A 14,067-nucleotide genomic window follows, 5' to 3' on the forward strand; every position below is an offset into this window, starting at 1 on the left:
ATGGCTACGACCACACCAGATGCCGGTGTGCGGGGCGGCCTCGCCGAGCAGGGGGAGGCCACCACCCAGGGCGGTGCCCCGATGACGCACCGCCAGATCATGGAGGCGCTCTCCGGGCTGCTGCTCGGCATGTTCGTCGCCATTCTCTCCTCGACGATCGTCTCCAACGCACTGCCGCAGATCATCACCGACCTGGGCGGCGGCCAGTCCGCCTACACCTGGGTCGTCACCGCGGCCCTGCTGTCGATGACGGCGACCACCCCCCTGTGGGGCAAGCTCGCGGACCTCTTCTCCAAGAAGCTGCTCGTCCAGACAGCCCTGGTCATCTACGTCGCGGGCTCGGTCGTCGCCGGTCTCTCGCAGAACACCGGCATGCTCATCGCCTGCCGTGTCGTCCAGGGCATAGGCGTCGGCGGCCTGACGGCCCTCTCCCAGATCATCCTGGCCGCGATGATCTCCCCGCGTGAGCGCGGACGGTACAGCGGCTACCTCGGCGCCACCTTCGCCGTCGCCACCGTCGGCGGCCCGCTGCTCGGCGGCGTCATCACCGACACCGACTGGCTCGGCTGGCGCTGGTGCTTCTACGTCGGCGTGCCCTTCGCGATCATCGCGCTCCTCGTGCTGCAGAAGACCCTGAAGCTTCCCGTGGTGAAGCGCCAGGTCAAGGTCGACTGGGCCGGCGCCGTCCTCATCAGCGCGGCCGTCTCGCTGCTGCTCGTCTGGGTGACCTTCGCGGGCGACAAGTACGACTGGATGTCCTGGCAGACGGCCGCCATGGTCGGCGGCTCGATCGTCCTCGGCGGGCTCTTCACCCTCGTCGAGGCCAGGGCGAGCGAGCCGATCATCCCGCTGCGTCTGTTCCGCAACCGCACGATCACGCTGGCCTCGCTCGCGTCGCTCTTCGTCGGTGTCGCGATGTTCGCCGGCACGGTGTTCTTCAGCCAGTACTTCCAGCTGGCCCGCAACGAGTCGCCGACGATGTCCGGCGTCCTCACCATCCCGATGATCGCCGGTCTGTTCGTCTCCTCGACCGTCTCCGGCATGGTCATCACCAAGACCGGCCGGTGGAAGGCGTGGCTGGTCAGCGGCGGCGTCCTGGTCACCGGCGGACTCGGCCTGCTCGGCACGATCCGCTACGACACGGAGTACTGGCACATCGCCGTCTTCATGGCCGTCATGGGTCTCGGCCTCGGCATGATGATGCAGAACCTGGTGCTGTGCACGCAGAACCAGGTCGCCCCGGCCGACCTCGGCTCCGCCTCCTCCATGGTCACCTTCTTCCGCTCTCTCGGCGGTGCGGTCGGCGTCTCGGCGCTCGGCGCGGTCCTGGCCAACCGGGTCACGCACTACGCCCAGGACGGCATGGCGGCCCTCGGCCCCAAGGCCGCGGGAGCCGGCCAGGGCGGTACGGGCGGCGGCATCCCGGACATGGACAAGCTGCCCGCCCCCATCCGTACCGTGATGGAGAGCGCGTACGGACACGGAGTCGCGGACGTCTTCCTCTACTCGGCGCCGTTCGCCCTGCTCGCCTTCCTCGTGACGCTGTTCATCAAGGAGGTCGCGCTCCAGAGCGCCTCGACCGGTCCGGCCGCGCCGAAGACCGCGTCCGGCGAGCCGGCGGCCCCCGCCGCGCCCGCTCCCGAGTCCAGTCCCGAGCCCGAGGTGACCGCAACGGGCCTGACGATCAGCGGCACCATCCGTACCGCCGACGGCACGGGCGTGTCCGGCGCGACGGTCACCCTGATCTCGCTGGGCGGGCGGCAGCTCGGCCGTGCGGTCGTCCGGGGCGAGGGCGGTTACGCCTTCGACGCGCCGGGCGCCGGATCGTACGTCCTGATCGCCTCCGCCGACGGCTACCAGCCCCAGGCCTCCACGGTGGTCGTGCACGACGGCCCGCTCACCCACGACGTGCTCCTGACCGGTACCAGCGGTCTCGCCGGCTCGGTGACCGCCGCCGAGAGCGGCGCACCGGTCGACGGAGCGATGGTGGTGATCACGGACGTACGGGGTGAGGTGCTGGCCACCGGGAAGACCGGTGCCGACGGCGGCTTCTCCTTCGCCGAGCTGGTCCCGGGCGCGGTCACGGTCGCGGTCACCGCCTCCGGGTACCGCCCGCAGGCGATGCCGGTCGAGATCGGCGGCCAGGGCGTGACCCGGCTCGACGTGGCCCTGGCCGCCGGAGCGGTCGTCCAGGGCACGGTCCGCGCGGGGCGCGACCACCGGCCGCTGGCGGACGCGCGGGTGACCCTGGTCGACGCCGCCGGGAACGTGGCGGCGTCGGCGACGACGGACACGGACGGCGCGTACGCCTTCGCGGACCTGGACGCCGGCGAGTACACCCTCATCGCGACCGGCTACCCGCCGGTGGCGGGGCGCCTGTCCGTGACCGGTGCCGGAGTCGACGGCCACGACATCGAACTCGCCCACCCGGGCGAGTGATGGCCCGCCGCCCCGTTGTTTCTGGGAAGAGTTGAGGTACGGATGGGACTGCAGGCACAGGTACGGACCCGCGACGGGTGGCCGGTCCAGCACGCGGTGGTGACCGTGACGGACGGATCCGGCGCGCAGGTCCTGCGGGCGGCGGCGGACGCCGACGGGATCGTACGCTCGGAGCCCGCGCTGGCCCCGGGGGCGTACACGGTCGTGGTGACTGCCGTCGGCTACGCCCCGGACGCGCGCACGGCGCTCGTCGGCGGCTCGGGCCGGGCGGAGCTGGGCACGGTCGTCCTGGCCCGCGCGGGCGGGACGGAACTGCCCGAGCCGGGCGTATGGAGGCTGGACGCCGCCCACTCGTCGGTCGGGGCGGTGGCCCAGCACCTGGGGATCTCCAGCGTGCACGGCCGGTTCACGGAGTTCGGCGGCCTCATCGAGATCGCCCCGGACCCGCTCGCCTCGCGGGTGGAGGCGGTGATCGCGGCCGCGTCCGTCGACACGGGCAACGGCCTGCGGGACAAGCACCTGAGGTCCGCGGACTTCCTGGACGTCGACCGCTTCCCCGAGCTCACCTACCGCAGCACGGCTCTCCGCCCGGCCGGCCCCGACCGCTGGACCGTGGACGGCACGCTCACCCTGCGGGGCGTCACCCGCGAGGTGCCGTTGGACCTGTCCTACCTGGGTACGGGCCCGGATCCGTGGGGCGGCGTGCGGGCGGCGTTCCGCGCGGAGGCGGAGCTGCGGCGGGAGGACTTCGCGATGAACTACAACCAGGTGGTGGCGGCGGGCATCGCGGCGATCGGCACCACGCTGCGGGTGACGCTCGACATCCAGGCCGTCCGGGAGGCGTGAGCGGTCGCCGGCGGTTCGGTGTGAGTGACCGTCAGGAGGGGCGGGCCGCCATGACCTCGATGCCCGCGATCAGGATGTCGAGGGCGTAGGCGAAGTCCCGCTCCCAGATGTCGCTGACACTGCCGTGCGAGGCCCGCTCGTCGAGGAGCTCCGCCAGCGGTTCGAGCGCCTCCACGAAGTGGGGGTCGTCGCGGAAGGCCTTGATCGACTCACCGTAGAAGTCGTTCTGCGACATCCCGGCCTCCGCCGCCCGGCGCCCGAACTGCGCCTCGATCGTTCCGTAGCCGTACACGAACTGGAAGACCGCCGACATCGCGCTCGGCTGACGGCCCATCGGCAGGCCGGTGTCGCGGATCGCCTCCTGGATCTTGGAGCCGACGGCGATCGCGTTCGGGCCGATGTTCAGGTACTGGCCGGCGGACGGGGACATCCACACGTGGCGGACCAGCATCCGGCGGTAGTCCAGGGCGAGCACCCGGATACGGTCCCGCCAGTCCCCGGCGGCGTCGACCGCGTCCAGGTCGATCTCGCCGTAGACCGTGTCCACGGCGTACTCGATGATGTCGTCCTTCGTGTCCACGTACCAGTACAGGGACATGGCGGTGACGCCGAGCTCGGTCGCGAGTTTGCGCATCGAGAGCTTGGCCAGGCCCTCCTCGTCGAGCATCCGGATCGCGGCGGCGACGATCCGGTCCCGGTCGAGGCCGGCCGGGCCGCCCCCCGCGCGGGCGGCCCGCTTCTCCAGCCAGACGCTGGAACGCGCCGGGTTCTTCGCCCGGTCGGCTGCCTTCACCATCGCGTTCCTCCTCGGTCGGTGGTCGTGCCCATGCTATGCAGCGGCCGACTTCTTCTCGGACCGCTCGGCGCGGGTGAGCAGGGCCGCGGCCAGCAGACCGCCGGCGAAGACCGCGATGGCACCGACCAGCTGGCTGGTCTGCAGCCCGGAGGCGAAGGCGTCCGAGATCTGCCGCCGCTCGGCCTCGCCTCCGGCCGCCGCGAGGGCCGCCGGCAGCGAGGTCGCGGTGACGGCTACCAGCGCCGCGAACCGGGCGTTGAGCACGGCTCCGAGGACGGCGACACCGAGGCCGTTGCCCAGCTCGGCGAGGGTGCCGTTGACACCGGCGCCCACCCCCGCCTTCTCCGGCGGGATCGCGCTCATGATGGCGTTGGCCATGGCCGGGTTGGAGACGGCGAGGCCGATGCCCATCAGGACAAGGCCGAGGAGCATCCCCCAGTAGCTGCCGTCCGTGCCGCCGCCGATCAGGGCGATCGAAGCGAGCCCGCCCGCGACCAGGGTCATGCCGACCGCCACGGTGGGCGGGGTGCCGAGCTTCATGACGATCCGCGGGCCGACACCGGTGAGGTTGAGCGCGACGACGGTCAGGGCGAGCGGGGCCATCCGCAGACCCGCTTCGAGCGGCTCGTAACCGAGGACGAACTGCAGGTGCTGGGTGAGCAGGAAGAGCGAACCGCCCATGCCGAACATGACCAGGATCGCGCCGGCGACGGCGCCCACGAACTTCTGGTTGCGGAAGAAGTGCATGTCGAGCATGGGGTACGGGACGCGCAGCTCCCACACCGCGAAGGCGCCGAGGACGACGACACCGATCGCCGCGGGGATCAGCACCTCGGCGGAGGTCCAGCCGTGCTCCGGACCGGTGATGATCGCGTACACGGCGGCGGTCATGCCGATGGTGGAGAGCAGCGCGCCCATCAGGTCGGGGCGGTCGCCCTGCGGGTTCTTCGACTCCGGTACGAGCTTCAGGACGGCGATCAGGCCGACGAGCGCGACCGGGATGTTGATGAGGAAGATCATTCCCCACCAGAAGTGCTCGAGGATGACACCGCCGATCAGCGGTCCCGCGGCGAAGCCGAGCGAACCGACGGTGGCCCACAGCGCGATCGCCTTGACCCGCTCCGATTCGTCGAAGATCTGCATCACGACGGCGAGCGTGGTGGTCATGAGCAGCGCCCCGCCGACGCCCATGCCCGCGCGGGCGGCGATCAGCTGGGCGGTGGAGTCGGCCAGTCCGGCGGCGAGCGAGCCGAGGCCGAAGAGCGCGAGTCCGGCGGCGAGGAGCTTCTTGCGGCCGTAGCGGTCGGCGGCGTTGCCGGCGGTGAGCAGCAGGCCGGACTGGACGAGCGAGTACGCGTTGATCATCCACTGGATGTCGCTGGTCGAGGCGTGGAGCTCCGAGGTCAGCGACGGGATGGCGACGCTGAGCACGGTGTTGTCGAGCAGCACGGTGAGCTGGGCGAGGCAGATGACGCCCAGGATCAGCCAGCGCTGCGGGTGGCCGCCGGACGGTTTCCCGGCGGCGGGTCGGTTCTCGGCGGTCGTCGCCGTCATGGCTCCCCCTTGTACGGTGTACGGGACTCGGTCTCGTACACCGTACAAGAGCTCTCGTACGGTGTATAGGAGTTTTCTCGAACGGCCCTTCCGGCGGCTCCTCGTGAAACTTCGCCCGGTTACTTCTTCCGCGTCAGGTCGTAGAAGGTGGCGCCGTCGAGCGTGACCTCCTCGAAGGTGGCGGAGACCCAGGCGGCGATCGTGGAGTCGCCGCCCGGACCGCCCGCGCGCGTCCCGCCCTCGGCGGCTCCCGGCTCCGTGCCGCCGATGAAGTAGTGGATCTGCGCCTGGGCGACGTACTGCTTGAACCGCGCGAGGGTCGGTGACGGGTCGCTGCCGTTGAAGCCGCCGATCGCCATCACCGGCTTCCCGGTGGCGAGTTGGTAACTGGCCGCGTTCTGCGCGCCGACGGTCGCCGCCGCCCAGGTGTAGGCGTCGGCGCCCTCCAGAAGGGCGGCCTCGGCCTTCTCGCCGACTTTCGCGCCGTTGAGGAGGCCGCCCATGCCGCCGCCTCCGCGACCGCCACCGCCCGGGCCGCCGAAGCGTTCCGCACGGCCGGCGCCGTCCCCGGTACCGGTGCCGGTGGGCATGCCCTGGGCAGGAGTACCGCCGGGGCCGCCCGGAGGTCCGCCCTCGAAGGCGCGCATCCCGCCCGGCCTTCCGCCCAGGGCGCCGCCCGACGGGCCCGCCGTCACGATCGACCCCTGGTGGCCGCTGCCCAGCGTGGACAGCGTGTACGCGAACGGGCCCGCGAGCCCCGCCGCCAGGCCGAGCCCCGCGACCGCGAGACCGAGCCGCCGGTCCAGCCGCCCGGCGAGCAGCAGCCCGAGCGCCGCCACCGAGCCCCCGATCAGCACGGCCCAGCGCAGCCACGGCAGCCAGTCCGGCGTCCGGCCGAGGAGCGTCCAGCCCCACACCGCCGTCGCCCCGGCCGTCACCGCGAGGGCAGCCGAGGCGAGGAGACGCGTCCGCTCCTCCCAGAGGACGCTCGCCCCCATGCCGACGAGCGCCGCGATGTACGGAGCCAGGGCCACCGTGTAGTACTCGTGGAAGATCCCGGCCATGAAGCTGAACACGGCGACGGTCAGGAGCAGCGAACCGCCCCACACCAGGAACGCCGACCTGGCGGTGTCCGTCCGAGGCGCCTTCCAGGTGATCATCAGGCCGGCGAGGAGCAGGATCAGCGCGGCGGGCAGGAGCCAGGAGACCTGGCCGCCGACGGCGTCGTTGAACATCCGCCCGATGCCCGTCTCGCCCCAGCCGCCACCCTGACCGCCGCCGGGACCACCGCCGGGACCGCCACCGCCGCCGACACTGCCGGTCTCGTTGCCGTTGATCCGGCCGAGGCCGTTGTAGCCGAAGGTCAGCTCGAGGAAGCTGTTGCTCTGCGAGCCTCCGATGTACGGGCGGGAGGACGCGGGCCACAGTTCGACCAGGGCCACCCACCAGCCCGCCGATACCAACAACGCGACTCCGGAGAGGGCGAGTTGACCGATCCGGCGGCCGATCCCGGCCGGCGCGCACACCGCGTACACGAGCGCCAGCGGCGGCAGGATCAGGAACGCCTGGAGCGTCTTGGCGAGAAACGCGAGACCGAAGGCGGCCCCCGCCCACACCAGCCACTTCGTCCGCCCGTCCTCCAGGGCGCGGAGCACCAGATACACGGCGACCGTCATCAGCAGCGCGAGCAGCGCGTCCGGGTTGTTGAAGCGGAACATCAGCGCCGCGACGGGGGTGAGGGCCAGCACCGAGGCCGCGATCAGCCCTGCGCCCGCGCCGAACCGGCGCCGTACGGCCGCGTACAGGACGGCGACCGTCGTCACGCCCATCAGCACCTCGGGCACGAGGATCTGCCAGGAGCCGAGACCGAAGAGGCGGACGGAGAGCGCCATCGGCCAGAGCGCGGCCGGCGGCTTGTCGACGGTGATGGCGTTCGCCGCGTCGAGCGAGCCGAAGAAGAAGGCCTTCCAGCTCTCGCTGCCCGCCTGGACGGCGGCGGAGTAGAAGGAGTTGGCGTATCCGGAGGCGGACAGGTTCCAGAGATAGAGGACGCCGGTGAGGAGGAGGACCGCGAGGAACGCGGGCCGCACCCAGGGCTCGTCGTCGGCCCGCCCCCGACAGAAGCGGGCGGGGGGCGAGGCGTTCGCCTCGCCGTGGGGGACCGGTGGGGAGGGCACCTGTGCGGTGGTCATCGGAATGTCCTTGCGGAGGAGGCGGCGGTGGAGGAGGCGGTGCCGGCGTCGACGGAGTCGTTACGGCGGTCCGGGAAGACCCAGAGCCGGAAGAGCAGGAAGCGCAGGACGGTCGCGGCCAGGTTGGCCGTGATCAGCACGGCGAGCTCGGTGGAGTGGGCGGGGTCGCCGGTGGCCACGGCGAGCGCGGCCAGGGAGCCGCTGGTCAGCGCGAGGCCGATGCCGAAGACGACGAGCCCTTGGGCCTGGTGGCGTACGGCGCGGTCTCTCCCTCGTACCGCGAAGGTGAGACGCCGGTTCGCGGCCGTGTTGGCGACGGCCGACACCAGCAGGGCTCCGGCGTTGGCGAGTTGGGGGCCGGCGCCGAGCCGGAAGGCCGAGTACAGCGCCAGATAGCAGAGGGTGGACAGGACACCGACGACGCAGAAGCCGACGAGCTGCCGGGCCAGTCCCCCCGGCACACCGACGAGTTGCCTGTCCCGGGGGTCGTCCCCGAAGGGGCGGGCGAGCCGGTCGAGCGGCAGCGAGCCGGTGGCGAGGGCCCGGCCCACCCGCCATACGCCCTTCAGGTCGTCGGTCGCGGTCCGCACGATGTGGACGGTGGAGTCGGGGTCGTCGACCCAGTCCACCGGGACCTCGTGGATGCGCAGCCCGGCCCGCTCGGCGAGGACCAGCATCTCGGTGTCGAAGAACCAGCCCGTGTCCTCGACCATCGGCAGCAGACGCCGCGCGACCTCTCCCCGTATCGCCTTGAACCCGCACTGCGCGTCGGAGAACCGGGCGGCGAGCGAGCCGCGCAGGATCAGGTTGTAGGCCCGGGAGATGAACTCCCGCTTCGGCCCGCGCACCACCCGCGAGGAGCGGGCGAGCCGGGACCCGATCGCGAGGTCCGAGTGCCCGGAGATGAGGGGGGCGACGAGCGGCAGGAGCGCGTTGAGGTCGGTGGACAGGTCCGCGTCCATGTAGGCGAGGACGGGCGCGTCCGAGTGCGACCAGACGGTACGCAGCGCACGGCCGCGACCCTTCTCCTCCAGGCGTACGGATCGCACCTCGGGCAGTTCGGCGGCGAGGGCGCCCGCGACGGCCGGTGTGCTGTCGGTGGAGGCGTTGTCGGCGACGGTGATGCGGAAGCCGTAGGGGAAGGTGCGGGAGAGGTGCTCATGGAGCCGCAGCACGCACGGCTCCAGGTCCTTCTCCTCGTTGTGGACGGGAATCACCACGTCGAGGACGGGCCGCCCGGCCACACCGACGGGCAGGTGCTCCCGGGCGGGAAGGGCGCCGGACGCGGGCCCCGTTGTCGATTGGGTTCGCATGCCCCGACCCTCGCGGGGGCCGCTGTCACGGCTGTGTGATGAGCCTGTGCCCTGCCTGTGAGTCGCGGCGGGCGCCGGGGCCGTTGGAGCGGGGCCCGTGGTCGTCGCGGCCGGGCAGCCGGACGGTGAAGACGGTCCGGCCGGGAACGCTGTCGACCCTCACCTCGCCGCCGTGCGCGAGGACGACGGCCCGGACGATGGCCAGACCGAGCCCCGTGCTCCCCGCCTGGTCACCCGCCGGGCGGGAGCGTGAGGCGTCACCACGGGCGAACCGCTCGAAGACGTGGGGGAGGAGCGCGGCGGGGACTCCGGGCCCGTCGTCCTCGACCTCGACGAGGACGCCACCACCACCGCCGTCGTCACCGCGCACGCGTGCGGTGACGGTGGTGCCGGGCGGGGTATGGGTCCGGGCGTTGGCGAGGAGGTTGACCAGGACCTGGTGCAGACGTGCGCCGTCCGCCCGTATCTCGACCGCCTCCTCGGGCAGTTCGAGACGCCAGTGGTGGCCGGGCCCGGCGGCACGGGCGTCGCTGAGGGCGTCCACGACCAGCGGGGCGAGATCCGTTTCCTCGTACGAGAGCGGGCGTCCGGCGTCCAGCCGGGCGAGCAGCAGCAGATCCTCCACCAGGCCCGTCATCCGGGTCGCCTCGGACTCGATCCGCCCGAGCGCGTGCCGCGTGTCGGGCCCGCACTTCTCACCACCGCGCCGGGTCAGCTCCGCGTACCCCCGGATGGAGGCCAGCGGGGTGCGCAGCTCGTGGCTCGCGTCGGCGACGAACTGCCGTACCCGTGTCTCGCTCCGCTGGCGGGCGTGGAGCGCGGAGTGGACGTGGTCGAGCATGCGGTTGATGGCCGCGCCGACCTGTCCGACCTCGGTCCGCGGGTCGGCCTCGGCGTCCGGCACGCGCTGGGGCAGGGCCACCTCTCCGCTGTGCAGGGGCAGTTCGGAGACCTGGGTGGCGGTCGCGGCGACCCGCCGCAGCGGCCGCAGCGCGATCCCGACCATCGCCCCGCCGGCGAGCGAGGCGGCGACGAGCCCGGCGCCGGTGACGCTGACCTCGACGAGGATCAGCGTGGAGAGGGCGTCCTCGACCTCGCCGAGCGGAAGCCCGACGAGATAGTCCCCGCGTTCCCCGGTGGCGTACTGGACGCGATAGGCGTCGTCCAGGCCCGGCAGCTCCACGGTGTGCGGCTCGCCGTCGCGCGGGACGGCGGCGAGCGCGGCGCGCTGGGCACCGCCCAGGTCGCGGACGCTGTACATCGGCCCGTACGCGCCCTGCCGCGGCGGGTCGGAGACCCCGGCCTTCCCCAGCTCGCCGTCGACGACCACGGCGCCGAGCGTGCCGAGCGGGGAGCCGGGGCCGATGACGAAGCCGAGCGGATCGTGCGAGCCGCCACCGGGCAGGCCGCCGGGCCCACCGGCAGCGGTGATCGGCGGCCCGGCGGCCCGATTGGCGACGTTCCGCAGCTGGGCGTCGGCCTGGTCGTGGAGATAGGACCGGAACGCGACCGTCGTCACGGTCCCGATCACGGCGGCGACGACGGCGATCAGGGCGACGGCGGAGACGACCAGCCGCGTACGGAGGGACCACGGGACGACGAGTCGCGTACGGAACGACCACCGGACAGCCGGTCGGGTACGGCGGGACCGCGGGACGCCCGGCCGCGTACGAAGCGTCCGGGGGCCGCCCGGCCGCCGGGCACGAAGGGACGCCGGCCGCAGCCCACGGAATCCGTGCACCCGGGCTACTCCCCCGGCTTGATCAGATACCCGGCCCCGCGCCGCGTGTGGATCATCGGGCTGCGCCCGGCGTCGATCTTCCGCCGGAGGTAGGAGATGTACAGCTCGACGACGTTCGCCTGGCCGCCGAAGTCGTACGACCAGACCCGGTCGAGGATCTGCGCCTTGCTGAGGACGCGGCGCGGGTTGCGCATGAGGTAGCGCAGCAGCTCGAACTCGGTGGCGGTGAGATGGATCGACTCACCGCCGCGGGTGACCTCGTGGCTGTCCTCGTCGAGGGTGAGGTCACCGACCACGAGCATCGACTCGCTGCGCGCCTGCGCGGCCCCGGAGCGCCGGATGAGCCCGCGCAGCCGCGCCACGACCTCCTCCAGGCTGAACGGCTTGGTGACGTAGTCGTCGCCTCCCGCCGTGAGCCCGGCGATCCGGTCCTCGACGGCGTCCCTGGCGGTCAGGAAGAGCACCGGCACCTCGGGCAGCTCCCGCCGCAGACCGCCGAGGACGGTGAGCCCGTCCATGTCGGGCAGCATCATGTCCAGGATCACCACGTCGGGCCGGAACTCCCGCGCCGTGCGCAGGGCCCCGGCTCCGTCGGCGGCGCTGTGCACCTGCCAGCCCTCGTACCGCAGGGCCATGGAGAGGAGCTCGGCGAGCGACGCCTCGTCGTCGACGACGAGGACACGGACGGCGGAGCCGTCGGGCCGGAGCATGTCGGTGCGCCGTTGAGGCGTGGTCGCGGTCATGCTTCCACGCTGGCCGGAGGTGCTGAAAGCTCCCTTTCGCTTCCCTGTGAATTCCCTGAGAACGGGGGGAGAGCCGACAGGCGAACGGGCGACGGGCTACGCGAGGCCGAAGGCCCCCGCCGCGTTGTCGTGCACGACCCCGCGCAGCCAGTCGTCGCCGAGCCCGAGCCGTTCGAGGGCGTGGAGCTGGTGGACGTACGGATAGGGGATGTTCGGGAAGTCGGAACCGAGGAGGATCCGGTGGCCCAGGGCCCGCAGCCGCGGCAGCTCGTCGGCGGGGAAGGGCGCGAGGCGTTCGCTGAAGTCGGTGAAGGCCATGGTGGTGTCGAGGAGGACGTCCTCGTACCGCTCGGCGAGATCGAGGAAGTCGGCGTACTCCGGCATGCCCATGTGCGCGACGACCAGCCGCAGGCGGGGATGGCGGGCGAGCAGCCGCCCGACGGGCCCGGGGCCGGTGAACTTCCCGGGGGCGGGACCGGAGCCGCAGTGGATCACGACGGGTACGCGTGCGTCGGCGATCGCTCCCCAGCTGTCGTCGAGCAGGTCGTGGTTGGGGTCGAAGCCGCCGACCTGGAGGTGCACTTTGAGGACGCGGGCGCCGGACGCGAGGGCGTGATCCACGTAGCCGGTGGCCTCCGGCTCGGGGTAGAGGGTGGCGGTGTGCAGGCAGTCGGGGGTACGGGCGGCGAAGTCGGCGGCCCAGCCGTTGAGCCACCGGGCCATGCCGGCCTTGTGGGGGTAGAGCATCGAGGTGAAGGCGCGGACGCCGAAGCCGCGCAGGATGTCGACCCGGCGGTCCTCCTCCTCGCGGTAGGTGATCGGCCACTCCAGGCCGGTGAGGGGGCCGACGGCGTCGAAGTAGGCCCAGACCTTGTCGAGGACGTTCTGGGGCATGAAGTGGGTGTGGACGTCGACGAGCCCGGGAAGCCCGAGGGCCGCGGCGAACGCCCGGGGTCCGTCGTCGCCGAGCCCGTCGCGCGTGAGCCGGCCGTTCCCGAGGCCGCCCTGCCCGGCGCGGTCGTCACCGGGCCCGCCCTCCCCGAGGAGCCCCTCCCCGCAGCCGCCCTCCCCAGAGCCGTCCATGCCGAGGAGCCCCTCCCCCCGGTCATCCCCCCGGTCATCCCCTGTCAAAGCCGTAGCTCCGCTCCACCTTGGCGACATGGACGCTGTAGCTCTCGTACCAGTGCTCGCGCCCGTGGCGCTGGGCCGCCTGGTGCTCGGCGTTGCGGCGCCAGGCGTCGAGGCCTTCGGTGTCGCGGAAGTACGCGACGGTGATGCCGATGCCGCCGGGGCTGCGGGCGGAGTCGCTGCCGAGGAAGCCCGGTACGTCCTGGACGAGTTCGTTCATGCGGGCGGCGGTCTCGGCGTACCCCTCGGGGCTGCCGGGGAGCACGGACGTGAAGACGACGGTGTAGTAAGGCGGTTCGAGGCCCGCCACCAGGCGCTGGGTCATGTGGATCACCCTGGGCCGGGGGAGGCGGGTGTGTCCATACGGGCCGCCGGAAGGGATCCAAGTCTTTACGGAGGCGGGGCCACGGTCAGAACAGCTCGGGCTGGTCCGGCGGTACGGGTCCGGCCTCGGCGACCGGCACGGTGACGGGTGCGCCGGGGTCGGCCGAGACGATGCCCCAGCCGCTCATGAGCCGGGTGTCGAGGGCGAGGCAGCGCCCCTGGGAATCCAGAAGGTGCAGGTCGGGCCCGGCGGCGGCGAGGAGGCGGCCGGCGACGGCACCGCCCGCGACGAGTTCGGTGACGGTTCCGGAGAGGGGCGGTAGGCCATGGAGGTGGAAGGCGTCGGCGTGGTCGTGCACATGGAGCCCGAGCGGCTCCAGCGTCTCGGCCCAGCCGGGCAGGGCGACGGCCCGCCGGTACAGCTCCTCGATCTGCCGGGCGCGCTCAGGGGCGGGAGGCAGGTCGTGCCGTACGCCCCGCTTCCGCGCGTACGGGATCCGGTCCGGCACCTTCAGGGCGTGGCGAAGGAGCTCCTCGGTCCGCCGGGCGGCCATGAGCGGCCCGCGTCCGAGCCAGCTGAAGGCGACGGCCCCCTGCTCCAGGAGCCGGGCGTCGTCGCGGGCCTCGGCCGTGATGCCGACCTTGGTCATGCCGGGCCCGAACCAGGCGAGGTAGACGCGGTACGGCCGGGGATCGTCCGCGATCGTGTCCGCGGCCACCGAACGCAGCCGGTCGAGCCGCGCGCACTCGGCGCACTGGCCGCCGGTGGCGCGCCCGGGGACGGTCGCGCCGAGCGGGCAGGGGTTGCCGCGGGCGCCGGGGCAGAGCCGGCGGTCGACGGCCTGGAAGCCGATCAGCTGCCCGTACTCAAGGCCGGACACACGCCCGCCCACCCAGCGCAGCCCCGGTGCTCCCCCGCTCCACCGCATTCCGGCGCACCGCCACACCATGTGCGCCCTCCCCTGCCGTCGGCCGTCCGGCTGCCAGTGTG

General features: G+C 72.7%; 11 protein-coding genes. 2 read left to right on the plus strand and 9 right to left on the minus strand.

Annotation, left to right across the window (positions count from 1 at the left end; translation table 11 throughout):
- Together ACIRB4_RS18890 and ACIRB4_RS18895 are read left to right on the plus strand one after the other, a co-directional pair.
- Window positions 1-2,439 (plus strand): DHA2 family efflux MFS transporter permease subunit, encoded by a 2,439-nt coding sequence (locus ACIRB4_RS18890; protein ID WP_403292579.1) that lies wholly within the window; start codon window positions 1-3, stop codon window positions 2,437-2,439.
- A gap of 42 nt (window positions 2,440-2,481) precedes the next feature.
- The gene (locus tag ACIRB4_RS18895) at window positions 2,482-3,285 is read left to right on the plus strand and encodes a YceI family protein (RefSeq protein WP_403292581.1); all 804 of its coding nucleotides are present in this window, start codon (window positions 2,482-2,484) and stop codon (window positions 3,283-3,285) included.
- Between the two features lie 31 nt (window positions 3,286-3,316).
- Here the strand turns inward: ACIRB4_RS18895 and ACIRB4_RS18900 are convergent, their stop codons facing one another.
- From ACIRB4_RS18900 to ACIRB4_RS18940, 9 genes are all read right to left on the minus strand, one after another.
- Window positions 3,317-4,081, minus strand: coding sequence for a TetR/AcrR family transcriptional regulator (locus ACIRB4_RS18900; RefSeq protein WP_403292582.1), 765 nt, complete (start codon window positions 4,079-4,081; stop codon window positions 3,317-3,319).
- A 33-nt stretch (window positions 4,082-4,114) separates the two neighbouring features.
- Window positions 4,115-5,635, minus strand: coding sequence for a DHA2 family efflux MFS transporter permease subunit (locus ACIRB4_RS18905; RefSeq protein ID WP_403292583.1), 1,521 nt, complete (start codon window positions 5,633-5,635; stop codon window positions 4,115-4,117).
- A gap of 119 nt (window positions 5,636-5,754) precedes the next feature.
- Window positions 5,755-7,827, minus strand: a complete 2,073-nt coding sequence (locus ACIRB4_RS18910; RefSeq protein ID WP_403292585.1) for an ArnT family glycosyltransferase — start codon at window positions 7,825-7,827, stop codon at window positions 5,755-5,757.
- On the minus strand, window positions 7,824-9,140 hold the full coding sequence (locus ACIRB4_RS18915; RefSeq protein ID WP_403292586.1) for a glycosyltransferase: 1,317 nt from the start codon (window positions 9,138-9,140) through the stop codon (window positions 7,824-7,826). The genes ACIRB4_RS18910 and ACIRB4_RS18915 overlap by 4 nt, the downstream gene beginning before the upstream one ends.
- Window positions 9,141-9,165: 25 nt before the next feature.
- Window positions 9,166-10,713 carry a sensor histidine kinase gene (locus ACIRB4_RS18920; RefSeq protein ID WP_403292932.1) on the minus strand — a complete coding sequence of 516 codons (1,548 nt, stop codon included), beginning with the start codon at window positions 10,711-10,713 and terminating at the stop codon, window positions 9,166-9,168.
- Window positions 10,714-10,886: 173 nt separating this feature from the next.
- Window positions 10,887-11,624 (minus strand): response regulator transcription factor, encoded by a 738-nt coding sequence (locus ACIRB4_RS18925; RefSeq protein ID WP_403292588.1) that lies wholly within the window; start codon window positions 11,622-11,624, stop codon window positions 10,887-10,889.
- 96 nt (window positions 11,625-11,720) lie between these two features.
- Entirely contained in the window at window positions 11,721-12,707 is a 987-nt protein-coding gene (locus ACIRB4_RS18930) for an amidohydrolase family protein (protein ID WP_403292590.1), read from the minus strand.
- Between the two features lie 34 nt (window positions 12,708-12,741).
- Window positions 12,742-13,077 (minus strand): antibiotic biosynthesis monooxygenase family protein, encoded by a 336-nt coding sequence (locus ACIRB4_RS18935; protein WP_403292591.1) that lies wholly within the window; start codon window positions 13,075-13,077, stop codon window positions 12,742-12,744.
- 85 nt (window positions 13,078-13,162) lie between these two features.
- Window positions 13,163-14,026 carry a DUF2797 domain-containing protein gene (locus ACIRB4_RS18940; RefSeq protein WP_403292593.1) on the minus strand — a complete coding sequence of 288 codons (864 nt, stop codon included), beginning with the start codon at window positions 14,024-14,026 and terminating at the stop codon, window positions 13,163-13,165.
- Window positions 14,027-14,067: the final 41 nt, after the last annotated feature.

Source organism: Streptomyces sp. NPDC093600, assembly GCF_044764755.1.
In the GTDB taxonomy this organism is placed as follows: domain Bacteria; phylum Actinomycetota; class Actinomycetes; order Streptomycetales; family Streptomycetaceae; genus Streptomyces.

Coding starts and splice junctions, on each gene's coding strand:
- ACIRB4_RS18890 (WP_403292579.1), top strand. CDS start 1: ATGGCTACGACCACACCAGATGCCGGTGTGCGGGGCGGCCTCGCCGAG.
- ACIRB4_RS18895 (WP_403292581.1), top strand. CDS start 2,482: ATGGGACTGCAGGCACAGGTACGGACCCGCGACGGGTGGCCGGTCCAG.
- ACIRB4_RS18900 (WP_403292582.1), bottom strand. CDS start 4,081: ATGGTGAAGGCAGCCGACCGGGCGAAGAACCCGGCGCGTTCCAGCGTC.
- ACIRB4_RS18905 (WP_403292583.1), bottom strand. CDS start 5,635: ATGACGGCGACGACCGCCGAGAACCGACCCGCCGCCGGGAAACCGTCC.
- ACIRB4_RS18910 (WP_403292585.1), bottom strand. CDS start 7,827: ATGACCACCGCACAGGTGCCCTCCCCACCGGTCCCCCACGGCGAGGCG.
- ACIRB4_RS18915 (WP_403292586.1), bottom strand. CDS start 9,140: ATGCGAACCCAATCGACAACGGGGCCCGCGTCCGGCGCCCTTCCCGCC.
- ACIRB4_RS18925 (WP_403292588.1), bottom strand. CDS start 11,624: ATGACCGCGACCACGCCTCAACGGCGCACCGACATGCTCCGGCCCGAC.
- ACIRB4_RS18930 (WP_403292590.1), bottom strand. CDS start 12,707: ATGGACGGCTCTGGGGAGGGCGGCTGCGGGGAGGGGCTCCTCGGGGAG.
- ACIRB4_RS18935 (WP_403292591.1), bottom strand. CDS start 13,077: ATGACCCAGCGCCTGGTGGCGGGCCTCGAACCGCCTTACTACACCGTC.
- ACIRB4_RS18940 (WP_403292593.1), bottom strand. CDS start 14,026: ATGGTGTGGCGGTGCGCCGGAATGCGGTGGAGCGGGGGAGCACCGGGG.